The sequence below is a fragment of the Bacillus sp. FSL R9-9410 genome (assembly GCF_038050385.1).
Lineage (GTDB): Bacteria > Bacillota > Bacilli > Bacillales > Bacillaceae_G > Bacillus_A > Bacillus_A cereus_U.
On the sequence record NZ_JBBOTV010000002.1, the window covers coordinates 433587 to 456024 of the forward strand.

The following is a 22438-nucleotide window of genomic DNA, read 5'->3' on the forward strand; positions in this document are numbered from 1 at the left end:
GTGGTCTTTTTTCATATTAATTCATTATAGAATTAAAGTGCTTGAGCTGCTGTAATTAAAGCTAACTTGTACACTTCTTCTTCGTTACATCCACGAGATAGATCATTTACAGGCATATTTAAACCTTGTAAGATTGGTCCTACTGCTTCGAAGTTACCTAAGCGTTGAGCGATTTTGTAGCCGATATTACCAGCTTCTAAGCTTGGGAATACGAATACGTTAGCATCACCTTTAATTGTAGAACCTGGAGCTTTCTTCTCAGCTACAGATGGTACGAATGCAGCATCGAATTGGAATTCTCCATCTAAAGTTAATTCAGGAGCCATTTCTTTTGCAATGCGAGTTGCTTCTACAACTTTTTCTGTTTCTGGAGATTTCGCAGAACCTTTTGTAGAGAAGCTTAACATAGCAACGCGTGGGTCAATGCCGAATAGTTCAGCAGTTTTCGCACTTTCGATACCAATTTCAGCTAAATCTTGGCTGTTTGGTGCAATGTTAATTGCGCAATCAGCGAATACATACTTCTCTTCTTCACGTACCATGATGAATACGCCTGAAGTTTTTGTAACGCCTGGTTTTGTTTTAATAATTTGAAGTGCTGGACGAACTGTATCAGCTGTAGAGTGAGCTGCACCACTTACTAAACCTTGTGCTTTGCCCATGTATACAAGCATTGTACCGAAGTAGTTTTCGTCTTTAAGGATTTTGCGAGCATCTTCTTCTGTTGCTTTACCTTTACGGCGTTCAACGAAAGATGCTACCATTGCATCCATTTCTTCGTATGTAGCTGGGTCATAAATATCAACGCCTGCTAATGTTAAGTTCATGCTAGCTGCTTTTGCGCTAATTTCTTCTTTATTACCAACTAAAATTGGTTTTACTAACTCTTCTTTTGCTAAACGCTCTGCAGCGCCTAAAATTCTTTCATCAGTTCCTTCAGGAAGTACGATAGAAATGCCTTTTCCTTGAACTTTTTCTTTTACTGTTGTAAATAAGTTGCTCACGAATAAACCCTCCTACATATGTTAAAAAACTCTATCTTTAAGAATACTGCTTTTCCTCTATATTTTAAACTTATAGCTCCCAAAAAATAGATAAAATGAAAATGATTATATTTTCATAAAATTCAGCCGAGGAATAATGCCTACTTAAGCCTTATTTTCTCCCGTTTTCCGGTAAATATAAATGTGACAGTTTTATGCGCCGAAACTTTATGTAGATGTTTTTAATCCTATATATGCTATAGTTAACGTGTAAAATATCATTAACTGAGGTGAATAGAATGAGTGAAGCAACAACAACGTTAGATGGCTGGTATTGTTTACATGATTTACGTTCTATTGATTGGGCAGCATGGAAAACATTATCTAGTGACGAACGCGGACAAGCAGTGTCTGAATTTTTAAATGTCGTTGAAAAATGGAACGAAGTAGCTACTGCAAAAAAAGGCAGTCATGCAATGTATACAGTTGTTGGTCAAAAAGCAGATATTATGCTTATGATCTTACGTCCAACAATGGAAGAGTTAAATGAAATCGAAACAGAATTAAATAAAACAACATTAGCTGAATATTTAGTTCCTGCATATTCTTACGTATCTGTTGTTGAACTAAGCAACTATCTTCCAGCTGATGAAGACCCATACCAAAACCCACAAGTCTTAGCTCGCTTATATCCTGAGTTACCGAAAGCAAATCATATTTGCTTCTATCCAATGGACAAGCGTCGCCAAGGTAATGATAACTGGTATATGCTTCCTATGGATGAACGTAAGAAACTTATGTACAGTCATAGCAAAATCGGTCGCCAATATGCAGGGAAAGTACGCCAAGTAATTTCAGGATCAGTCGGATTCGACGATTTCGAGTGGGGCGTAACATTATTCGCTGACGATGTTCTTCAATTTAAGAAGCTTATATATGAAATGCGCTTCGATGAAGTAAGTGCTCGTTACGGTGAATTCGGTACATTCTTCGTTGGGAACATTTTACCAGACGAAAAAGTAGAGAAATTTTTACACATATAATAATGAAAAAGGAACGAATTTCGTTCCTTTTTTTATTATCCTCTATATTTACCCACAAAAAACTTCTTTTCTCTGCAAATTTGAACAAAAATCGACAAATTCTTTTCAAATTTCTTGTAAGATTGTAACCTTTTCACATCCAAATTTATGCTAAAATGGTACGGGCTATATGCTAATAACGATGCGAAGGTGATAATGTATATGAAGAAAATCTTGTCTATTTTACTAGTGTCTCTATTGTCATTTTCTTCCTTAGGAGTAACAACATCCCATGCGGAAGAAAAAATACATATAGAGGCAGCTGCTGCACTTCTATTTGATGCAGATACAGGAAAAATACTGCATGAACAAAATCCAGATGAATTACTAGCTATCGCTAGTATGTCAAAATTAATTGTTGTTTATGCCGTATTAGAAGCAATTAAAGAAGGAAAAATCACTTGGGATACGAAAGTAAACATTTCTGATTACGCTTATGAAGTTTCACGTAACAATGAATTCTCTAACGTACCGTTCGAAAAGGGACGCCAGTATACTGTAAGAGAATTATATCATTCTATCGTTATCTTCTCTGCGAATGGATCTAGTATTGCTTTAGCAGAATTACTTGCAGGAAGTGAAAAGAACTTCTTAAATCTTGCAAATGAACATGCGAAAAAACTAGGGTTAAAGAAATATAAATTTGTAAACGCTACAGGGTTAAACAACGCTGATTTAAAAGGAAAATATCCTGAAGGAACTGATCCGAATGGAGAAAACTCCATGTCAGCTCGCGATATGGGGATTCTTTCAAAAACAGTTATTACAAAGTATCCAGAAATGCTAGAGGATACAAAACAAAGATTTAGAAACTTCCCAGATAATCACCCGAAACCAATTCGTATGGAAAATTGGAACTGGATGTTACCAGGTGCTGCTTTCTCTTATGAAGGAGCAGATGGTTTAAAAACAGGAAGCTCTGATACTGCTGGATATGGATTCACTATTACAGCAAAACGCGGTGATTTACGTCTTATTTCTGTTATTATTAAAACGAAATCAATGGACGAACGTTTCACAGAATCTCGCGCATTAATTGAGTATGGATTTAATAACTTCGAAAAACAGAAATTAAAAGTAGATAAAAACAACAAAATTTCTGTAGTAAAAGGAAAAGAAGACTACGTAACAGTTGCACCAGAAAAAGAAGTGACAGTAGTTACTGCAAAAGGTAGCAAATCACCTTACAAAATTTCTACTGAAGCAGATAAATCACTTGCTGAAGATGGGCATTTAGTTGCTCCTATTAAGAAAGATGCAAAAGTAGGTTCAATCGTTTTAGAACCAACTGATAAATATGGTTTCTTAGACGGAAATAAAAGTATAAAAGTTACTGCAAAAACGACTGAAGTAGTAGAAAAAGCAAATTGGTTCGTATTAACAATGCGTTCAATTGGCGATTTCTTCTCAAACTTATGGTCTAAAGTATTTTAATGATGAAAAGCTAGCTCACGCTAGCTTTTTTTATTTTCCCCTCTAGATGTAAAACTTCGTTTGGTTGTCATATCTGCGTCCTTTTTCTCATACGTATGAACTAGTAATTGTTCCACACTTCATCTAGAAATGAACCTCTTTCTACAAGGCATTCCAAAAAGAGAGGTGACACATAATGGGTGTTATCGCGTATAACGAAGAAGATGTTAAGTTATTAGCTAGACTGATGCGCGCTGAAGCCGAAGGAGAAGGCCAACAAGGGATGTTAATGGTCGGAAACGTTGGGGTAAATCGTGTCCGCGGAAATTGTTTAGATTTCAAAAAAATACGTAATTTACGTCAAATGGTTTATCAAAATCCTGGTGGTTTTGAAGCAACTCAAAAAGGGTATTTTTATCAACGAGCGAGAGAACAAGATATTGCCTTAGCCCGCCGGACAATTCAGGGACAACGTTTTTGGCCCGCCAACTTCGCCTTATGGTTCTTTAGACCTGAAGGTCCTTGCCCGCCAACTTGGTATGACCAACAAAATTCTGGTCGCTTTAAAAAACACTGCTTCTTCCAACCATCTGGTGGAGATTGTCCAGGCGTATATTAAGGAATGAAAATGAGGAGGGATTTTTGAATGACACAGCAACAAAACCCGTACTACGGAACAGGTTTTTATCAACCATCTGGAACTTATGTGCAACCGCAACAAATGACCCCACAACAGCAGCAACAGCAACAACAACAGCAAGCGATGCAACAACAAGCTGCTCAAGCTCAACTTGCAGTTTCTCAAGGGATGTTACCACTAGAGCAATCGTATATCGAAAATATCCTTCGTTTAAACAAAGGTAAGCCAGCTACAGTTGTAATGACTTATGAACGTGGTAGCTCGCTTGGTACACAATCTTATACAGGGATTATCGAGGCAGCTGGCCGTGATCATATCGTTATTAGTGAACCGAAATCTGGAAAGCGTTATTTACTACTAATGATTTACTTAGATTATGTAGAATTCCCAGGAGAAATTACGTATTTACCTAGTCAACAAGCAACTTATGCTCCAAGACCATAAACAAAAGCTGGCAAATGCCAGCTTTTGTTTTTTTATAACCCTTTTACAACTGCAGTTCCGACTAAAATCCACGCCACAATAAATGCTACACCACCAAGGGGTGTAATTGGGCCAAAGAATTTAATACCTGTTGTACTTAATGCATAAAGACTGCCTGAGAACATAATAATCCCAGCTACCATAAGCCAACCCGCAGTGCTTAAAAGTGATGATTGCATTTTATCCATTAATAGAGCAACTACGAATAAGCCACCTGCATGAAACATTTGATATGTAACGCCCGTCTTCCACACTTCTAACATTTTTGCAGAAATTTTATTTTCTAAACCATGTGCTCCAAAAGCCCCTAATGCAACAGATAGTCCTGCCGCAATACAACCTAGTAAAAAGAAAATTTTCATCTTAATTCCCCTTTTTTACCTTTATCATAAGCAATTTTTACATATAAGCCAAACGATTTTACTTTTAAAAGTCAAATAAAGATTTACCGTTTGCATCCTTTTCTTTTATATATACTTTTTCTCCAGAAACCGGCATAACTGGTTGAACTGTCGTCATAGGCTGAGACCCAATTACTTGTGTTTGAACTTGTGGTTCTCTATACGTAGAAAGCTCCACTTGTTCATCCAATAATAAATCACATAAAGCACGTACAACTAATAAGTGTTCTTTTGATTGTTGTCCTTCACTACTTTTTGCCTTTGCAATTTCATTCGCCATTTTATTTAAAATCTTATCACTAGATACTTGCATTCCTTGTCACCTCTTACTTTGTAGTTCTTTCTCAAATTGCCCCAGTTTCTCCACCGAACCAAATACTATTATCATATCATGTTCTTGTAGTTTTTCCTGCCCCGTTGGATTATGGATAATATCCCCATCCCTTAAAATCGCTAAAATCGTTACATCAAATTGATTCCTCACATTACTCTCTAATAACGATTTACTAGCTAAGGTAGAATCTTTACCTACTTTAATTTCTTCAATTACAAAGGATTGTTCTATTCCATACAATACTGTATCAATATAATGAACTGTTAACGGATTCGCAATACCCAACCGTTAATACAGTAATCATCGTCATCCAAAATGCTTGAAACAAGCTAATCTCTTCAATTGTCATAAATCCTAGCGTCCCTAGAATTACAACAAAGGTCATACATATAACTGCTATCCATAATTGCTTACGTGCATTCATATTATATTTCAACTCTTTTCTCTATCTACAATCTTTGCCAAAGGAAATGAAATACCTATATACTAGAAATGGAATCTATGAAAGAGGTTGATATAATGAAGCTATTTCTTTCTGCCTTACAATGGGCACTATTTATTTTAGCTGGAAGTCTTATTGTACCAATTAGTGTCGCAACTAGTTACGGCCTCGACGGCGCTGAAGCTATCGCGTTTGTACAAAGGACATTATTTGTTCTCGGTTTTGCCGGCCTACTGCAAGCTATATTCGGTCATAAACTTCCTATTCAAGAAGGTCCCGCAGGCCTTTGGTGGGGAATTTTCTCCCTGTATGCAAGTTTAGGTGTCGTATTATTTGGATCAAGCAATGAAACACTTAAGGTCCTTCAGTACGCTTTCCTACTAAGCGGAATTATTTGTATTATTCTTAGTGTTTTTGGACTTATCGATAAACTAGTTCGCTACTTTACACCTACAGTAATTGGAACGTATTTATTCCTTCTTGTCGCACAACTGAGTGGCTCCTTCTTAAAAGGCATGTTTGGCCTTGATGGACAACATACAGAAGTACAGCCAAAGGTATTTATTCTTTCACTCATTGTTATTTTACTATCTTTTTTAATTATGAAGCTACCTATTATTGGACAATATTCCGTTCTTTTCAGTATCGTCTGCGGCTGGATATTATTCGCGTGCTTCGGATTATCTAATCCAGTAACACCTGTGACAGATATAATTCGTCTTCCATCTCTATTTGTTTTCGGAATGCCCCGCATTGAATGGAACATGGCAATTACGGTAGTTTTCGTCACACTATTACTTCTAACAAATATGTTAGCAAGTATTCGCGTTGTACAAAAGGTTGTTTCAAAGTATGAAGAAGATTCTGCTCCAGATCGCTTCAAACAAGCTGGCATTATAACAGGAATAAATCAATTACTAGGCGGTCTGTTTTCAGCCATTGGTCCTGTTGCCATTTCTGGATCAGCAGGATTTATCGCAACAACAAATATTTATAAACGCCTTCCATTTATGTTAGGGTCAAGCTTTATCATTCTTGTTAGTATATTCCCAAAGATTACTTCATTCTTTGCGGCAATCCCCGTTGCAGTTGGGTATGCTGCTATTTATCCTGTATTCGCAAGCATGATTGGTCTCGCTTTTCGTGAATACGACACTGTGCAAAATAAAGAACGATTATTTAAAGTAGCAGGTCTTTCAATTTTTACAGGAGTTGGAGTTATGTTCATTCCAGCAGGAGCGTTTTCTACGTTACCACCATTTCTAGCATCCTTTTTGAGTAACGGTCTCGTTCTTGGATCTGTCATGGCTATCTTGCTGGAAATACTATTTTCTCGTTCAAACGAAAAACAACTATCGTAAATTGGAAAACTTCCATTATTGCACTCTACCTTTAGAGTTGTTACGATAATGATAGATTGTCATGGGCAACACGCTCATGATAATTTATACTAACAATGCAGAACTTCTCCTAATTTCACATAAAGAGGTTCGATGTCTTACTATATATTCCCCACTATCTTCATAAAAATTTATTTCTATTCCAACAAAGAAAGGAATTTTCTATATGACTTATAAAATGATTGTTTTAGATTTAGATGATACTTTATTACGCGATGACCATACAATTTCACCTCGTACGAAAGAGGCTTTAATGACCGCACAAGAGCAAGGAGTTAAAGTTGTACTTGCTTCTGGGCGCCCAACGTTTGGTATGCGCAATGTTGCAAAAGAACTTCGTTTAGAAGAATACGGTAGCTTCATTCTATCTTTTAACGGTGCAAAAATTATTAACTGTAAAACAAATGAAGAAATCTTCAGTAGCACGCTATCTCCTGAAATCGTTCACAACCTATTTGAAATTAGTAAAACTGAAGATGTATGGATTCATACTTATATTGGCGATGATATCGTAACAGAAGAAAATAATCCTTATACTAAAATTGAGGGCGAAATTACTGGTATGCCGATTATTGAAGTAGATGATTTTAAAACTGCTGTTAAAGAGCCTGTAGTAAAAGTATTAATGAATAAAGAAGCTGAACGCCTTGTTGAAGTAGAAAAGAAACTACAAAAACAGCTAGCAGGTCAATTAAGCGTTATGCGCTCTAAACCATTCTTCTTAGAATTTACTGAACATGGTGTTACAAAAGGAACGAGCTTAAACCAATTAATCCAAAAACTTGGTATTAAACGCGAAGAAGTTATCGCAATGGGCGATAGCTATAACGATCAAGCGATGATTGAATTTGCCGGTCTTGGCGTTGCGATGGGCAATGCACCAGATGATATTAAAGAAATTGCAAACTATGTAACAGATACAAATATGAACGATGGTGTTGCTAAAGTTGTAGAGAAATTTGTACTAAAAAGCGAAGCGCTTGTTTAATATTTTCATTCATAAAACCTATTTGAAGTCAAATACTTCAAATAGGTTTTTATTTAAATTGCATTGCTTTTGTGACTATATTTTGAACTTTGCACTATTCTCGTAGTGTAAAGTTTCTTTTTGTATATAATGAAACAAAATAGACTATTTTATTTTGAAAAAGAATACAAATTTACTATATACAAGCATACGTTAAAGGAGGCTATTTCATGTTATCTACACCAATCGGACGATTAAGAGCAATCGGCTTAGTTGAGGGTATTTCTTTCCTATTACTATTATTTGTAGCAATGCCGTTAAAATATTTTGCAGGGTTTGCAACAGCTGTTAAAATTACAGGTATGGCTCATGGCGTTTTATTCGTACTATTCATCTTTGCGGTAATTCAAGTAACAATCGTACACCGTAAAACAATTTTATGGGCACTTGGTGCACTTGTTGCATCAGTTATCCCATTTGGTACTTTTGTACTAGATGCAAAACTAAAAAATGAACAGTAATAGTAAAAAGGTAGTTAACAATTGTTAGCTACCTTTTTTGCGTTTATATATTCGAAATTTGCCAATCGATTTCTTTTTCATCCATGTTAGATAAAATCTCATTTACTTTAGAGTACGGCTTACTTCCAAAGAAACCACGTCTTGCTGATAATGGGCTTGGATGTACGGACTCGATAATATGATGATTCGTATTCGTAATTAACTTTTTCTTCGCTTGAGCATGGCGTCCCCATAATATGAAAATAACTGGCTTTTCACGTTCATTTAATAGCTCAATCGCGCGATCTGTGAAATGCTCCCATCCTTTTCCTTTATGAGAATTTGCTTCAGCTTGACGAACCGTCAATACAGCGTTTAATAATAAGACTCCTTGCTCCGCCCATTTTACTAAATAACCGTTATTCGGAATTTCATAACCGTATTCATCTCGCAGTTCTTTATACATATTTAACAAAGATGGCGGCGTTTTAATACCCGGTTGTACCGAAAAACTTAAACCATGTGCTTGATTCGGTCCATGATATGGGTCTTGTCCTAAAATAACGACCTTTGTATTTTCATAACTTGTATACTGAAGAGCGTTAAAAATATCTTCTTTCTTTGGATAAATCACATGCTCCTCATACTCTTCTTTTAAAAAGTTAGCTAAAGCTTGATAGTATTCTTTCTCAAATTCTGGCCCCAGTAATGGTCCCCAATCATTCTGCAAAATGTTTTCCATGCCTTCACTTCCTATCCAATTAATTCACCATATCCTGCCTTGTAAATACTAAAAATGAAATGATAAGAGATACTACTGCCCAAACCGTTAAATTCATTAAAGAAAATCCCATTGATAATCCTTGCAATGCAGGCAGTTTTCCTGATAAATAATCCGTTAACGATAAGTTGACACTAAAAATGTATTTCGCACCTTCCCAAGACGTTGCGAATGAACTTAAAATGCCGCCTGCGATTAACGCAGCTAACATAACGCCCATTCCAGCTGGTGTATTTCGAATTAAAACAGAAACCATAAATGATATAGTTCCAACCACAATGGCAACAAACCAAGCTAGTCCGTACGCCATTAAAATGTATTGCCACTGCGGGATAAGATGAACAAAGTTCGTATTTAATGTTTCCTTATCAGTAACAAATCCAGTTAAAACAGGTAAATTCCATCCAGAGTATCCAAATACAAGCCCTGATAATGCGTAAGCAAACAAACCTACAAGAAGCAATATGAGCGAAATGAAAAATAACATCGTCACATATTTACTAAGGAGTATTTTCCAGCGCCGAATTGGCCTCGTCAGAAGCATTTTCATCGTACCATCGCTTCGTTCTCCTGAAACAATATCAATGGCGACAATCATAACGAGCAATGGAATAAATAACGTTATTCCTTGTTCAATAAATGCCCTCACAAATGTTGGTGCCCCTGGCGCAGTCGGATTAATATTATGATCTAAATAATATTGTTGCTGTTCCACTCTTACTTTTAACCAATCACGCCATTCTTCTGGCAATCTAGAATTGTTCAAGCGGTTTTGTGAATCAACAATTTGTTGCTGTAATGATACTTTCCAATCGGTCGTACCAAGCCTTTTTTGCGTTGTTTCTATTTCACGATACTGAGCATACACAAAAAGCGGAATCAAGATTGCTAAAATAAGCATGACAACAACAATCCGTTTCTTACGATAAATCTTTTCTGATTCATTTAAAACTAGATTCGCAAATTCACGCATGTTGCTCACCCCTTGTGAGTTCAATAAATAAATCTTCTAGCGTAAATACAAGCTCTTTGACGCTATGTACATCTATCTCGTTTTCTACAAAGTGCTTATTCCAAACATTAATAGACGCAACATCCATACGACATAGTAACCGCTCATCTTCTATACTAACTTCCTCTACCTCTTCAGCAGCGTCTAACATGTCTTTCGCTTTGGAAATCGGTGTAACGACCCATTCCACACGATCACTCGCTGTTTTGATCAAATCTTCAATAGGTGCAACTGTTATCATTTTTCCTTTATGGATAATAGCAACACGGTCACATATCAGTTGCACTTCACTTAATAAGTGACTCGAAATAAATACACTCATATTTTCTTCTTTTACAAGCTTATGTATAAATTCCCTAAGTTCTCTAATCCCAGCTGGATCTAAACCATTCGTCGGTTCATCTAATATGAGCAATTTCGGGTTTCCAAGTAGCGCCTGTGCAATTCCAAGGCGCTGCTTCATACCAAGGGAATATGTTTTTACCTTATCGTGAATACGCTCATCTAAATGAACCATTTTTGCAATTTCAATAATACGTTCATCTGATATATCACCAAGCATGCGCGCAAATTGCTTTAAGTTTTCCCATCCCGTTAAATATGTATAAAGCTCTGGGTTTTCAACGATACTTCCAATTTGACGCATCGCTTCTCTGAAATTTTCCTTAATAGAATAACCACCAATAGAAATAGTACCTTCTGTCGCTTTAATCAGTCCGACTAACATTCGAATTGTTGTCGTTTTCCCGGCTCCGTTCGGCCCTAAGAAGCCGAATACTTCTCCTTGTTCTACATCAAATGAAATGTCTTCTACAAGTGTCTTCTTTCCAATTACCTTCTTCACGTCTCGTACGGAAAGTATCATCGTCATTTTATCCCTCCTTGTTCTAGTTTTAGTTTACTTACGACGTTTTGGACTAATCGCTCTGCCATATATGTGTAGCCTACTTCATTCGGATGAAAATGATCGGAGTATAATAAATCTTTTCCGCGATTTTGGAATAAATCAAATGTCGGTGTAATATATACATTTTTATCATTTAATGCTAACTTCTCTAAAGAAGCATTCCAATCAACAACAATATTTGATGAACCTCTTAAATCTTCCACATCCTCAAAAGGATTGTATAAACCTAGCCAAAAAATAGGGCTATCTGTATTTAATTTACGAATTTCTTCTATAATTTTCTTTGCCTCATTTTGAAATGTTTCCGTATCAGGACGATATGTCTCTAAATCTATTTTTCCGAGCGATTCCCATCCTGGGAATAAATCATTTCCTCCAATTGTTAAAACAATTACATCTGCTTGCTTAATTGAATATTGAGCTCCGCTACCCTCTAGTTGTTTTAATAAATCCGGCATTTTTGCGCCACTAACTGCCAAATTGGTTAGTGCAACTTTTTGTTTATAATCTTTTTGTAAATCCTCTTTCATTCGTCCAATATAGCCAATTCCTTCTTTATCACCAACGCCGCGCGTTAATGAATCACCTAAACTAACTATTTGTAACGTTCCCGTTTTCTTTTTCCCTTTTTCCACTACGTCAGTCTTCGTAATTAATTTTGAAGCTTTCGGATTTAATACATCATTCACACCCGAAACAAAGCCATATGCAAATAAACAGAAAGATGCAATTGTAATGAGTAGAATTACTTTTACTAATTTTGATCTCATATCAAAACCCCTTTTAGCCCCTATAGATTGTCCATAATTATACCAAACGAATTTTCGAAAAGCGATTTTCATACCTTCTCGATTATGTCGTTTCCCTATCTACCAAATTTGGTAATAACTCTACATGTTTCACATCTATTTCCTCATCATTAATCTTTTCATATAATAATTCAAATGCCTTTACACCAACATTTTTACTAGAATGCGAAATCGTCGTAATACCTAATATATTTGCCACTTCTTGATCATCACATCCGATAATCGTAATATCCTCCGGGATACGAATTCCTTGTTTTTTCGCCTCCGTTACCATTCCTGCAGCAATATGATTGCAAGATACAAGAAACGCCGTCGGTTTTACAGACATACTAGCCCATTCCCTGACTACATTACGCCCATCTTCCACCGTAAAACAGCCTTTAAACTTCCAGGCATCTAAAGGTGTTACAACAATCTGTTGAAGTGAATCCTCATACGCCTTTTTTCGCCTTTGGCTATTAATACTATTACTTCTTCCAATGCAATATCCGATACGTGTATGACCAGCATCTATTAAGCTTTTCATCCCGCGCAAAAATACTTTGTAGTAATCAATATGTACACTCGAAATGAAATTCGAATCTATTTCTTCACACATCACAATTGGACCAAACTTCGTATACTCTTCAAGTTTTTCCTTACTATTTGCCCGTGAACATATAATGACTCCATCAAGCTTTTTCATTTTTAACATATGTAAAATTTCAAGCTCTTTTTCTTCGCTATAATTTGTCTGGCAAAGCATCATATTATAATTGTTCTTTGCGGTTTCCTTTGATATCCCTCCAATAATGGCACTGTAATATTGATCATTTACGTGCGGCAATAAAACGCCAATTACATTCGTCTTTCCTTTCACTAAATGAATCGCATTCACATTTTGCGTATAATTTAATTCTTCTATAATCGCTAAAATCTCTTTTCGTTTCTGTTCATTCACGTACGGATGATTATTGAGTACACGCGAAACAGTTGAAACAGATACCCCAGCAAGTTCAGCAATCTTTCTTATATTCGTCATCTCATTCTCCCTTTCCCCTCAAAAATTCTCACTTGACCTGGTAAGCTTTCCACAATATATCCTTTCCTAGCAAATACATTTTGAAAGGATATACAACTATGCTTCGATTCAAACTAGAATATATATTTTTCATTGGCGGTTTACTCATTCTCTCCATCGGTATTAATATGATGACGACAATTACTTCCTTTGGACTTAGCCCTTATGATTCCTTCTTTATTGCACTATATCAAAATTTTGGGATAAGTATTGGTTTTTGGATTTTCATGATTAACCTTGTTTTTACCCTAATCGTACTCTTTTGGGACAAAAAACAAATTACAATCGGCACAATTGTCACAATGATTCTTATTTCTCTTTTTGTTGATTGGATTGGTTCCATTACAACTATTATGGACGCTATCCGCTCTCTTCCAAAATATATAACACTTATTTGCGGAAATCTATTCGTCGGAGCTGGAATTGGTCTTTACGTTTCTACAAACCTTTGCGCAGCACCTCAAGAGGCTTTTGTTTTAACGGTTGCTGAGAAAAAGAAATGGACATTTAGAAGAACAGAAATTTCATTAGCTTTTTTATTTTTAACATTAAGCTTCTTGTTAGATGGACCAATCTATTTTGGAACAATTATCTTATCCTTTACAACAGGTTGGATTATTCAAGCTTTTATTCAAGTTGGTACGCAGATTTTAAATAGAAAAAACCCTATTAAGCAAACCGCTTAATAGGGTTTTTCGTTTTAATTAGAAAAGATACTACTTAGCATCTCCTTCAATTCGATAATTTGCTTTCACACAATCTATTTCTTCATACGATTGCAATGTATGTAGAATGTACTCATAATCCGCAAGAGAAGCACGATGCGTTACAATTACGATTTCTGCTTTCCCTTTCTCTTCAAGTGGCATTTGAATAATCTTTTCAAAACTAACACCGCGTTCAGAGAACAATGATGTAATTTTTGCAAATACACCAATTTCGTCTTTCACATGAAGTCTTAAAAACTTTTTCACAATAATTTCATCTGGCTCTTTTAGTACCTTTTGATATTGCGGGACTACAGCACTCTTTCCTGTTACGCCTAACCTAATATTTTGCATTACAGCAACTAGGTCAGAAACAACAGCTGTCGCTGTCGGTAAGCTTCCTGCTCCCGGACCATAAAACATCGTTTCTCCTACTGCTTCACCATACACATAGACAGCATTATATTCATTTTGCACTGCCGCAAGAGGGTGTGTATTTGGAAGTAAAGTTGGCTCAACTGTAACCTCTAATTTCTCGCCATCTCGCTTTGCAAGACCAATTAATTTAATTGTATAGCCTAAGCTCTTACTATATTCAATATCTTCTGCTGTAATAGAAGTAATTCCTTTTACCTTCACATCTCCAAGCTCTACATTTGTAGAGAAACCGAGAGTAGCCAAAATCGTCATTTTTCTTGCTGCATCTAAACCTTCTACGTCTGATGTTGGATCTGCTTCTGCAAATCCAAGCTGCTGAGCTTCTTTTAACACGTCGTTATATGCTCTCCCTTCGTCTGACATTTTCGTCAAAATAAAATTTGTCGTTCCATTTACAATTCCCATTACTTTCGTAATAAGATCTGAAGAAAGTCCTTCTACGATGCTTCGTAAAATTGGAATCCCTCCAGCTACACTTGCTTCATAAAATAAATCAGCCTTGTTATCTTTTGCCACCGCTAAGAGTTCCGCTCCGTGCAGTGCCATTAAATCTTTATTTGCAGTCACAACGTGCTTCCCTCCTTTTAAAGCTTGTAAAATATATGCTTTCGCATCATCAATGCCGCCCATTACTTCGATGACAACATCAATATTAGGATTATCTAAAATTTCATTCACATCTTGTGTTAATAGAGTAGAAGGTACCTCTACCTCTCTCTCTTTCTCAATATTTTGCACCAACACTTTCGTTACTTTCACCGGACAACCGACTTGATGTATAAGTCGTTCTTGATGATCTGTAATAATACGAACTACACCACTACCAACTGTCCCAAGACCTAATAAGCCCACTTGAATTTCTTTCATAATACTGTCCACCCCTCAAAAATTGTGTTTAGATGCCATTATATAGACAAAAAATCTGAAAAACAATGTATTTTGAACATTCGGAAAAATAAGGGTTAATCTTTACAAATAAAACGCTACCACGTGTTACACAATCATTATTTACAATATATAAGGGGTTTCTTGATACACGTAATAATTCAGCCAATTAGAGAATAATAAATTCCCATGACTCTTCCACCTAACAAGTGGCTTCTCATCTGGATTATTATGTTTAAAATAATTTTTTGGCACATCAATATTTAACCCTTTTTGGCGGTCCCGTTCGTATTCTTGCTTTAACGTATCACAACTATATTCACTGTGTCCGAGTGCGAAAACTTGCCTTCCCTCTTGCCCAATAACAAGATGAACACCCGCTTCTTCAGAATTGGCTAATAACGTTAATTCTTTCACTTTTTCAATATCGTTCTCTCGTACTTCTGTATGACGAGAATGCGGAGCAAAAAACACGTCATCAAACCCTTGTAACAATTTCACATGTTGCTCGCGAACCTCATGTTCAAATACACCAAACATTTTTTCAGCAAGAGGATACTTCGGCACACCATAGTGATAATACAAACCTGCTTGTGCCCCCCAGCAAATATGAAGCGTAGATGTTACATTCGTTTTTGAATACTCCATAATACGTTCAAGCTCTTCCCAATAATCTACTTCTTCAAAAGAAAGAGTTTCAACTGGTGCTCCTGTAATAATGAGTCCATCAAATTTTTCATTCTCAATATCACGGAATGTTTTATAGAAGCTCATTAAATGGTCCTGCGCTACATTGCGAGACAGATGCGATTCCATATGAAGTAAATGAACATCTAATTGCAACGGTGTATTTCCAATTAAACGAAGTAATTGCGCCTCTGTTTCTTGTTTTGTAGGCATTAAATTTAATATAGCAATTTTCAAAGCGCGTATATCTTGTGTTGCTGCTCGCTCCTTCGTCATTACAAAAATATTTTCCTTCTGCAATACTTTGCGAGCTGGTAAATCTTTATCAATTATGATCGGCATGTTGTTTGCCTCCGACTAGCGCCGCTTCTAAATCTGCAATAATATCAGAAACATCTTCTATACCGACCGATAAACGGATTAAATCAGATGTAACGCCAGCTAAACGCTGATTTTCTGCGCTTAATTGTCTGTGCGTCGTACTAGCAGGATGTATTACACAAGTTCTTGCATCAGCTACATGTGTTACAAGAGTTGCAAGTTTTACATTTGCGATAAATTCTTTTGCTGCTTCTAATCCGCCCTTAATACCAAATGTTAAAACTCCACTAGCACCTTTTTTCAAATACTTTTGTGCTAACGAGTAATTTTCATTACTATCTAACCCTGGATAATTCACCCATTCAATGCGATCATGATTAGCAAGCCACTTAGCAACTTCGAGAGCATTTTCACTATGACGCTCCATTCGTAAATGCAATGTTTCCAGGCCAATGTTGCTAATATATGCATTGAATGGGCTCATACAGTTTCCGTAGTCTCTTAATAACTGAACTCGTGCCTTCACAATATACGCTGCTGCTCCAAAATTTTGAACATAGCTTACACCTTGATAACTCGGATCAGGTTCGACAAGCTCAGGGTATTTTCCACTTGTCCAATCGAAGTTCCCTCCGTCTATTACAATGCCGCCTAGAGAACTTGCATGGCCATCAATATACTTCGTTGTGGAATGGACAATGATATTTGCCCCATATTCAAATGCCTGGCATAAATAAGGCGTCGCCAATGTATTATCAACGATAAAAGGTACTTCTAATTCTTTTGCTGCCGCTGAAAGTTCTTTGAAATTCAAAACGTTCATTGCTGGATTTCCTAACGATTCTGCATAAACGAGTTTTGTCTTATCATTAGCAAGTGCCGCAATTTCATCTGCCGTTAAATTAGGATTAAAGAACGTAACATCGATGCCAAGCTTACGCAAACTCACCCCGAATAAATTAAACGTTCCTCCGTAAACAGTTGAAGAACAAAGTAAATGGTCTCCACTACTGCAAATATTTAAAACTGCAAGCATAATAGCTGCCTGCCCAGAAGCTGTTGCAACAGCCCCTACACCGCCTTCTAAATCTGATAACTTCTGCTCAAATGCAGCTAGAGTAGGATTTCCAATACGCGTATATATATATCCTTCTGCCTCTAAATTAAATAGTGCTGCTAAATCATCTGACGTATCGTATTTATACGTTGTACTTTGATAAAGTGGCAAAACACGCGGCTCACCATTTTTTGGCGTATAGCCACCTTGCACACAAATCGTTCCTTTCCCCCATGATTCTCCCATCTCTCATTCTCCTTTCTTTTAATGCAAAATAAAAAACTGCTCCTTTCCTGAAAACAAGAAAGGAGCAGTTTGAAGACACGCTCTAAGGCTCTTTCTTATCTCTCAGGATTATTACCTGCAGGATTTGGCACAATTCCGTTAACGGCTGTTGCCAAGGTTTCATCGGGCCTGTCCCTCCACCTTTTCTTGATAAGACTATGCAATTACCGTTGATTTTATAGCAATAATTTCCTAATGTCAAATAGTTTTTCTGAATGTTCTAAATTAATTGTAAGGAATTTAATTTAAACAATAAAAGAAATATATTCCATACTCATTTGAAAAAGACCTTTTAAAAACTCCGATCAATATATAGAATTAAATAAGTGGTTTAACCGCGTTGGTTTCAAATTTTTATGAGACCCTAATATATTGAATAAGCCAACCCCTCAAAAAGATACTATATATATTCAATTCATTTCACACTAGCATATTTAATCCTTTCTACATTAAAACTTACATAACGGAGGTACAACATGACAAATAAAAAGGGCATGCACTATATACTCGTCCTATATGGCATTCTTTTAGGCTCTATAGTAGGAGCTACAGTCTGGTTATTTTTAGTTACAATAAATATCGGAATTCACTTTATTTGGGGATACTTACCTACTATTTTCTCTTCTCCTCCTTATTACACCATTTGTGTAACAATCATCGGTGGTATCCTCGTTGGTTTAACACAAAAATACTTCGGTACATATCCACGTCTTATGCCGGAAGTGATGGCTGAATATAAAAAAACAGGTAGAATTGAATACAGTTTTGTACATAAAGCTACTTTAACTGCGATTATCGTTTTAATATTTGGAGCTAGTTTAGGACCAGAAGCTGCACTTGTTGGAATTATCGGTGGACTTTGTACATGGGTAGGAGATCGCTTTAAATTTGCTTTAAAGGGAATGAATGAACTAACAGAGGTTGGAATTGGTGCTACTTTAAGTGTCATTTTTAATGCACCATTATTCGGTTACTTAGCTCCAAATGAAAATGAGGGTGAACAAATTAATGAATTTTCGAAAGGAAAAAAAGCAATTGTATATTTAGCTACCACTTTTGCCGGTTTTTCCGTTTACTTATTACTTAGTAAACTCGATAATCGTGGATCCTTTATTGTTGATTTCGGGGAAGGGTCTCTTGCTCTTAACGAATGGATCGCCTTTCTACCACTTGCTAGCATTGGTGCTATAGTTGGTTTCTTTTATTTCAAATTAGAATTCGTATTAGAGAAATTAATCCATCCCTTCAGGGAATACAAAGTATCACTTGGAATTATAGGTGGTATTTTACTCGGGGTTACTGGAACTTTTCTTCCGTACACGTTATTTTCAGGGGAACATCAATTAAAAGATTTAGTCGTTGAATGGAGCCATTTATCCTTCTGGGTACTACTTCTTTCAGGGGTTTTAAAATTATGTATTACTGCCATTTGTTTAAATACGGGTTGGCGCGGCGGACATATTTTCCCCATTATATTTGCTGGATCAAGTATCGGATACGCTATAGCTTCTATTCTGCCTATAGATCCAATATCTTCTGTAGCCATCGTCACAACAGCTATTTCAAGCTATGCATTAAGAAAACCAATAGCTATAACATTACTATTACTCATGTTTTTCCCGCTCAATTTATTATTACCGATGCTCGGGGCTGCGGCAATTGGCAATGCATTTCCGCTTCCTAAACATAACAAAACTACAAATTAATATAAAAAAAACAGCATTAACATTTACATGTTAATGCTGTTTTTTCGAGTAACGATTATGTTTTTAATTAAAATTTACTTGCTACTTTAGCCGCTTCTTCAAGACCTGCTGCAATGATTTCTTCTGCTTTATCTGGGAATTGGTTATGTCCTTCGATAACTACTGTTTCCATGTTTGTTGCGCCGAAGAAGCCCATCATGCTTGCTACGTATTTTACAGCCATTTCCATTTCAGCTGCTGGTCCTTCAGAATATACGCCGCCGCGTGCATTTAATAACGCAATCTTCTTATCTCCAATAAGCCCAACTGGACCTTCTGGTGTATATTTAAACGTTTTACCAGCACGGTTTAAATAATCAATATACGTGTGTAATACGGCCGGAATCGTTAAGTTCCATAATGGGAAACCGAAAACTACTTTATCAGCTTCTAAGAATTGATTTAAATACTTATCAGCAACTGCTACCACTTTTGCTTCTTCTTCTGTTAAATCAAATCCTCTACTTGCTTTGAATGTACCATTAATCATATCTACGCCTACATATGGTAATTCTTCTTTATATAAATCAAGTTCTACTACTGTATCATTTGGATGTGCTTCTTTATAGTTTGCTAAAAATGCCTCGTATAATTTCACACTAACTGCTTGTTCCGCTGGGCGGTTGTTTGCTTTTACAAATAAAACTGTTGCCATTGTTTTTCCTCCTACTACTCACTCTTATGTTGTTATATATCACTTACGAAAAAGGGTACTCCCTTGTAATTGTTGTTGCTTACAAATATATTCTATCTTTATATCAAGACAATTACGTCCTCACATAGACGTATTTTTCCATAAAAAAAGTCCACCTTCTAAAGGCGAACTAGGTCTTACGACTTTTGTCTTATACAATTCCATTTTTCACTGCATATAATGCTGCTTGTGTGCGATCGGATAAATGTAACTTACTCAAAATACTACTCATATGAGCTTTTACCGTTTTTTCTGTAATAACTAAAACAGAAGCGATTTCTTTATTACTCATCCCTTTCGCCAATAGCTGCAATACTTCATTTTCTCTCGCTGTTAACACATCCACTTGAACGGAAGGTTCTTCTTCTTTTTCTTCCTGTGGTAAAGTTTGAGAAAGAAGGGCATTTGCTATATCTGGATGTAATTGAATATTACCTTTATACGCGCTTCGAATAGCTTCAACAAGCTGATCTGGTTCTATATCTTTTAAAATATAACCGCTCGCCCCAGCTTTTAGTGCCGGCAATACATGAGCTTGATCAGAAAAACTAGTTAATACAATTACTTTCACGTTTGGATATTCTTTTTTGATACAAGCTGTTGCCTCAATTCCATCCATCTCAGGCATATATAAATCCATTAATACGACATCTGGACTCGTTTCGCCTACTTTCACCAACGCTTCTTTCCCATTGTTTGCTTCCCCAACTAATTCAAAATCTTCCTGTGTGCTTAGAAAAAATGCCAATCCTTTTAAAACAACTGTATGATCATCAACTAACAATACTTTTATTTTCACAAACTTCCCTCATTTTCACATCATAATGGTACATTTACTTTTATACTCGTCCGTTTCTTTCTACTTACAATTTTAATTGTTCCACCAACTAATTCTACTCTTTCACGCATCGTAGTCATACCGAGTGATTTCTTCTCTTTTATATCCTTTTCTACAAACCCATTTCCTTGATCAACTATTTCTAATGATACATTTTTCTCCGTCACTTTGAAATAAATCGTCGCTTCTCCTACATTCGCATGCTTACTTACGTTATTTAAAGCTTCTTGTCCAATTCGCCATAGCGCTTCTTCTACTACGCGCGGCAAATCACGCACACCTGTAACTTGTTCCCGAATTTTCAACCCTAAACTTTCACCATATTGCTTTAAAGCTGGTAATAACCCTTTCTCTAATCCAGCCGGACGGAGCTGCCAAATTAATGTCCTCATTTCTTTTAAGGCACCTTGTGCTAATTCACGCATCTCATACAAAGACTGATCTACCTTTTCATTTTGCCCCTTTAAGACAGCTTCAGCGCCTTTCGTCATAAACGTTAATGAAAACAACTTTTGTGAAACAGAATCATGTAAATCTCTAGCTAAACGATTACGCTCTTCCATTCGTACAAGTTCGCGGCGTTTTTCATTTAATCTTAAGTTCTCTATCATTAATGAAATATGATTTGCTAACGCTTGTACTACATCTATCGTATTTATATCAAATTCTCCATTATTAGAACTTACACTTACTACTCCAAATATATGATCTTGAATATGTATCGGAATAGCGATAACTGCCCTATTGGGATGCTCTATATTACCAACCTGACGCTTCAACAAGACAGACTCTTCTTTTTCCAACGCTTCCTGTGCTGCTGCCCTCAGATCATCTTGTAGTTCACCCTTCTTATAAGAAGCTCTCACAGCTAGTTCATTTTCTTCTCTAATAAAGAATGCAACTTGCTCCCATAGAAATAAGCTCCCTATTTGCTTTACAATCTCTTCTGGTAATGCATTAAATTTATGAATTGTCCTTAAAGCTTGAATAAAGCGTTCTAGCTTTACATAATAATAAGCTCTTCTCTTTTCATTTTCATACAGTTTTGTACGCTTTAATGCCGTTCCAATTTGAAAGGCAACTGATTGTAATAGTACTAATTCTTCTTCAGAAAAATGCGTTTTACCTGGGCTAGCTACATTTAATACGCCAAATTCGTCTCCACCCGCTTTGAGCGGTACTGTCGCATGATGTACAATCCCTTCTGTATCTCCCCAGTTGTATTCAATTGCATTATTAATTCTCTTACATTCAATAATATTAACTGCTCGCTCTAATTTACCTTCCACAAAGCTGTGTAGGCACCAGCAATTCCCTTCACACATCGGTCGTTTATTTTCGAATCTCAATCCCTCTGGTAATTGGTAATCAATTAATTTCGTATACCTACCATTTTCATCCGCAAGGAAAATCCATCCTGTCGTTAAACCAGTTACATTCAATAGCTTTTCCAGCACAGCTTGAAGTACGTGATATGTATCATTTGAGGTATTCAACGTTTCTGCAATCTCTTTTAATATAACTAATTCATTTGTACGATTCTCTTGAAACATAATTCGTCTCCTAC

23 protein-coding genes, 1 pseudogene and 1 riboswitch are annotated in these 22438 nt (G+C 36.3%); of the genes and pseudogenes, 9 read left to right on the forward strand and 15 right to left on the reverse strand.

What is annotated here, in order from left to right; all coding sequences use genetic code 11:
* Nucleotides 1–32 precede the first annotated feature (32 nt).
* A complete protein-coding gene (pta, locus tag MKX77_RS26140) occupies nt 33–1004 on the reverse strand; it encodes a phosphate acetyltransferase (RefSeq protein WP_000067219.1) in 972 nt (323 codons plus the stop codon).
* A gap of 278 nt (nt 1005–1282) precedes the next feature.
* On the opposite strand from pta, the gene hemQ reads away from it, so the two are divergent.
* From hemQ to gerQ, 4 genes are all read left to right on the forward strand, one after another.
* The gene (gene hemQ, locus MKX77_RS26145) at nt 1283–2026 is read left to right on the forward strand and encodes a hydrogen peroxide-dependent heme synthase (protein ID WP_002068598.1); all 744 of its coding nucleotides are present in this window, start codon (nt 1283–1285) and stop codon (nt 2024–2026) included.
* A gap of 195 nt (nt 2027–2221) precedes the next feature.
* Nucleotides 2222–3499 (forward strand): serine hydrolase, encoded by a 1278-nt coding sequence (locus MKX77_RS26150; protein ID WP_341308193.1) that lies wholly within the window; start codon nt 2222–2224, stop codon nt 3497–3499.
* A 175-nt stretch (nt 3500–3674) separates the two neighbouring features.
* A complete protein-coding gene (gene cwlJ / locus MKX77_RS26155; RefSeq protein WP_000538158.1) occupies nt 3675–4097 on the forward strand; it encodes a cell wall hydrolase CwlJ in 423 nt (140 codons plus the stop codon).
* A 27-nt stretch (nt 4098–4124) separates the two neighbouring features.
* Nucleotides 4125–4562 (forward strand): spore coat protein GerQ, encoded by a 438-nt coding sequence (gene gerQ, locus MKX77_RS26160; protein WP_002166393.1) that lies wholly within the window; start codon nt 4125–4127, stop codon nt 4560–4562.
* A gap of 32 nt (nt 4563–4594) precedes the next feature.
* On the opposite strand, the gene MKX77_RS26165 is transcribed toward gerQ, so the two are convergent.
* From MKX77_RS26165 to MKX77_RS26175, 3 genes and pseudogenes are all read right to left on the reverse strand, one after another.
* The gene (locus tag MKX77_RS26165; RefSeq protein WP_002016371.1) at nt 4595–4963 is read right to left on the reverse strand and encodes a DUF423 domain-containing protein; all 369 of its coding nucleotides are present in this window, start codon (nt 4961–4963) and stop codon (nt 4595–4597) included.
* Nucleotides 4964–5027: 64 nt separating this feature from the next.
* Entirely contained in the window at nt 5028–5315 is a 288-nt protein-coding gene (locus tag MKX77_RS26170; RefSeq protein WP_341308194.1) for a YwdI family protein, read from the reverse strand.
* Nucleotides 5316–5321: 6 nt separating this feature from the next.
* Nucleotides 5322–5760: pseudogene (locus MKX77_RS26175) on the reverse strand (TrkA C-terminal domain-containing protein).
* Nucleotides 5761–5855: 95 nt separating this feature from the next.
* Here MKX77_RS26175 and MKX77_RS26180 point away from each other — a divergent pair.
* The 3 genes from MKX77_RS26180 to MKX77_RS26190 all read left to right on the forward strand — a co-directional run bounded on the left by MKX77_RS26180 (nt 5856) and on the right by MKX77_RS26190 (nt 8666).
* Nucleotides 5856–7139, forward strand: a complete 1284-nt coding sequence (locus MKX77_RS26180) for a purine/pyrimidine permease (protein ID WP_341308195.1) — start codon at nt 5856–5858, stop codon at nt 7137–7139.
* Nucleotides 7140–7344: 205 nt separating this feature from the next.
* Nucleotides 7345–8166 carry a Cof-type HAD-IIB family hydrolase gene (locus tag MKX77_RS26185; protein ID WP_215554856.1) on the forward strand — a complete coding sequence of 274 codons (822 nt, stop codon included), beginning with the start codon at nt 7345–7347 and terminating at the stop codon, nt 8164–8166.
* A gap of 209 nt (nt 8167–8375) precedes the next feature.
* On the forward strand, nt 8376–8666 hold the full coding sequence (locus MKX77_RS26190; protein ID WP_002113131.1) for a DUF3817 domain-containing protein: 291 nt from the start codon (nt 8376–8378) through the stop codon (nt 8664–8666).
* 43 nt (nt 8667–8709) lie between these two features.
* Here MKX77_RS26190 and MKX77_RS26195 read toward each other — a convergent pair whose 3' ends face one another.
* Genes MKX77_RS26195 through MKX77_RS26215 form a run of 5 tightly spaced genes read right to left on the reverse strand, consistent with a single transcriptional unit; the run spans nt 8710 to nt 13175 of the window.
* Entirely contained in the window at nt 8710–9387 is a 678-nt protein-coding gene (locus tag MKX77_RS26195; RefSeq protein ID WP_341308196.1) for a uracil-DNA glycosylase, read from the reverse strand.
* A gap of 19 nt (nt 9388–9406) precedes the next feature.
* A complete protein-coding gene (locus MKX77_RS26200; RefSeq protein WP_341308197.1) occupies nt 9407–10399 on the reverse strand; it encodes an ABC transporter permease in 993 nt (330 codons plus the stop codon).
* A complete protein-coding gene (locus MKX77_RS26205) occupies nt 10392–11309 on the reverse strand; it encodes an ABC transporter ATP-binding protein (protein ID WP_341308198.1) in 918 nt (305 codons plus the stop codon). The genes MKX77_RS26200 and MKX77_RS26205 overlap by 8 nt, the downstream gene beginning before the upstream one ends.
* Entirely contained in the window at nt 11306–12187 is an 882-nt protein-coding gene (locus tag MKX77_RS26210; RefSeq protein ID WP_341308199.1) for an SGNH/GDSL hydrolase family protein, read from the reverse strand. Before MKX77_RS26210 ends, MKX77_RS26205 begins: the two co-directional genes overlap by 4 nt.
* Before the next feature lie 10 nt (nt 12188–12197).
* Nucleotides 12198–13175, reverse strand: a complete 978-nt coding sequence (locus MKX77_RS26215) for a LacI family DNA-binding transcriptional regulator (RefSeq protein WP_341308200.1) — start codon at nt 13173–13175, stop codon at nt 12198–12200.
* Nucleotides 13176–13273: 98 nt separating this feature from the next.
* Here MKX77_RS26215 and MKX77_RS26220 point away from each other — a divergent pair, with 98 nt between their 5' ends.
* Nucleotides 13274–13900, forward strand: a complete 627-nt coding sequence (locus tag MKX77_RS26220; RefSeq protein ID WP_341308201.1) for a YczE/YyaS/YitT family protein — start codon at nt 13274–13276, stop codon at nt 13898–13900.
* A gap of 30 nt (nt 13901–13930) precedes the next feature.
* Here the strand turns inward: MKX77_RS26220 and MKX77_RS26225 are convergent, their stop codons facing one another.
* From MKX77_RS26225 to MKX77_RS26235, 3 genes are all read right to left on the reverse strand, one after another.
* Nucleotides 13931–15226, reverse strand: coding sequence for a homoserine dehydrogenase (locus MKX77_RS26225; RefSeq protein WP_341308202.1), 1296 nt, complete (start codon nt 15224–15226; stop codon nt 13931–13933).
* A gap of 141 nt (nt 15227–15367) precedes the next feature.
* Nucleotides 15368–16273, reverse strand: coding sequence for a homoserine O-acetyltransferase MetA (gene metA, locus MKX77_RS26230; RefSeq protein WP_341308203.1), 906 nt, complete (start codon nt 16271–16273; stop codon nt 15368–15370).
* Complete coding sequence (locus MKX77_RS26235) at nt 16257–17555, reverse strand: bifunctional O-acetylhomoserine aminocarboxypropyltransferase/cysteine synthase (protein WP_341308204.1); 1299 nt, start codon at nt 17553–17555, stop codon at nt 16257–16259. The genes metA and MKX77_RS26235 overlap by 17 nt, the downstream gene beginning before the upstream one ends.
* Nucleotides 17556–17647: 92 nt before the next feature.
* A riboswitch (SAM riboswitch) is annotated at nt 17648–17751 on the reverse strand.
* Between the two features lie 319 nt (nt 17752–18070).
* Between MKX77_RS26235 and MKX77_RS26240 the strand changes: the two genes are divergently transcribed.
* On the forward strand, nt 18071–19300 hold the full coding sequence (locus tag MKX77_RS26240) for a chloride channel protein (protein WP_341308205.1): 1230 nt from the start codon (nt 18071–18073) through the stop codon (nt 19298–19300).
* Between the two features lie 67 nt (nt 19301–19367).
* Here the strand turns inward: MKX77_RS26240 and MKX77_RS26245 are convergent, their stop codons facing one another.
* The 3 genes from MKX77_RS26245 to MKX77_RS26255 form a co-directional block, all read right to left on the reverse strand.
* On the reverse strand, nt 19368–19994 hold the full coding sequence (locus MKX77_RS26245) for an FMN-dependent NADH-azoreductase (protein WP_341308206.1): 627 nt from the start codon (nt 19992–19994) through the stop codon (nt 19368–19370).
* Nucleotides 19995–20184: 190 nt separating this feature from the next.
* A complete protein-coding gene (locus MKX77_RS26250; RefSeq protein ID WP_002016393.1) occupies nt 20185–20832 on the reverse strand; it encodes a response regulator in 648 nt (215 codons plus the stop codon).
* 20 nt (nt 20833–20852) lie between these two features.
* Entirely contained in the window at nt 20853–22424 is a 1572-nt protein-coding gene (locus tag MKX77_RS26255) for a GAF domain-containing sensor histidine kinase (RefSeq protein ID WP_341308207.1), read from the reverse strand.
* Nucleotides 22425–22438: the final 14 nt, after the last annotated feature.

What these genes read in the sequence shown, in the direction of transcription:
- MKX77_RS26210 (WP_341308199.1), bottom strand. Translation starts at nt 12,187, where the DNA reads ATGAAAATCGCTTTTCGAAAATTCGTTTGGTATAATTATGGACAATCT.
- hemQ (WP_002068598.1), top strand. Translation starts at nt 1,283, where the DNA reads ATGAGTGAAGCAACAACAACGTTAGATGGCTGGTATTGTTTACATGAT.
- MKX77_RS26215 (WP_341308200.1), bottom strand. Translation starts at nt 13,175, where the DNA reads ATGACGAATATAAGAAAGATTGCTGAACTTGCTGGGGTATCTGTTTCA.
- MKX77_RS26190 (WP_002113131.1), top strand. Translation starts at nt 8,376, where the DNA reads ATGTTATCTACACCAATCGGACGATTAAGAGCAATCGGCTTAGTTGAG.
- MKX77_RS26165 (WP_002016371.1), bottom strand. Translation starts at nt 4,963, where the DNA reads ATGAAAATTTTCTTTTTACTAGGTTGTATTGCGGCAGGACTATCTGTT.
- MKX77_RS26245 (WP_341308206.1), bottom strand. Translation starts at nt 19,994, where the DNA reads ATGGCAACAGTTTTATTTGTAAAAGCAAACAACCGCCCAGCGGAACAA.
- MKX77_RS26225 (WP_341308202.1), bottom strand. Translation starts at nt 15,226, where the DNA reads ATGAAAGAAATTCAAGTGGGCTTATTAGGTCTTGGGACAGTTGGTAGT.
- gerQ (WP_002166393.1), top strand. Translation starts at nt 4,125, where the DNA reads ATGACACAGCAACAAAACCCGTACTACGGAACAGGTTTTTATCAACCA.
- MKX77_RS26170 (WP_341308194.1), bottom strand. Translation starts at nt 5,315, where the DNA reads ATGCAAGTATCTAGTGATAAGATTTTAAATAAAATGGCGAATGAAATT.
- MKX77_RS26200 (WP_341308197.1), bottom strand. Translation starts at nt 10,399, where the DNA reads ATGCGTGAATTTGCGAATCTAGTTTTAAATGAATCAGAAAAGATTTAT.
- MKX77_RS26235 (WP_341308204.1), bottom strand. Translation starts at nt 17,555, where the DNA reads ATGGGAGAATCATGGGGGAAAGGAACGATTTGTGTGCAAGGTGGCTAT.
- MKX77_RS26205 (WP_341308198.1), bottom strand. Translation starts at nt 11,309, where the DNA reads ATGACGATGATACTTTCCGTACGAGACGTGAAGAAGGTAATTGGAAAG.
- MKX77_RS26150 (WP_341308193.1), top strand. Translation starts at nt 2,222, where the DNA reads ATGTATATGAAGAAAATCTTGTCTATTTTACTAGTGTCTCTATTGTCA.
- MKX77_RS26240 (WP_341308205.1), top strand. Translation starts at nt 18,071, where the DNA reads ATGACAAATAAAAAGGGCATGCACTATATACTCGTCCTATATGGCATT.
- MKX77_RS26185 (WP_215554856.1), top strand. Translation starts at nt 7,345, where the DNA reads ATGACTTATAAAATGATTGTTTTAGATTTAGATGATACTTTATTACGC.
- MKX77_RS26220 (WP_341308201.1), top strand. Translation starts at nt 13,274, where the DNA reads ATGCTTCGATTCAAACTAGAATATATATTTTTCATTGGCGGTTTACTC.
- metA (WP_341308203.1), bottom strand. Translation starts at nt 16,273, where the DNA reads ATGCCGATCATAATTGATAAAGATTTACCAGCTCGCAAAGTATTGCAG.
- MKX77_RS26195 (WP_341308196.1), bottom strand. Translation starts at nt 9,387, where the DNA reads ATGGAAAACATTTTGCAGAATGATTGGGGACCATTACTGGGGCCAGAA.
- cwlJ (WP_000538158.1), top strand. Translation starts at nt 3,675, where the DNA reads ATGGGTGTTATCGCGTATAACGAAGAAGATGTTAAGTTATTAGCTAGA.
- MKX77_RS26255 (WP_341308207.1), bottom strand. Translation starts at nt 22,424, where the DNA reads ATGTTTCAAGAGAATCGTACAAATGAATTAGTTATATTAAAAGAGATT.
- MKX77_RS26180 (WP_341308195.1), top strand. Translation starts at nt 5,856, where the DNA reads ATGAAGCTATTTCTTTCTGCCTTACAATGGGCACTATTTATTTTAGCT.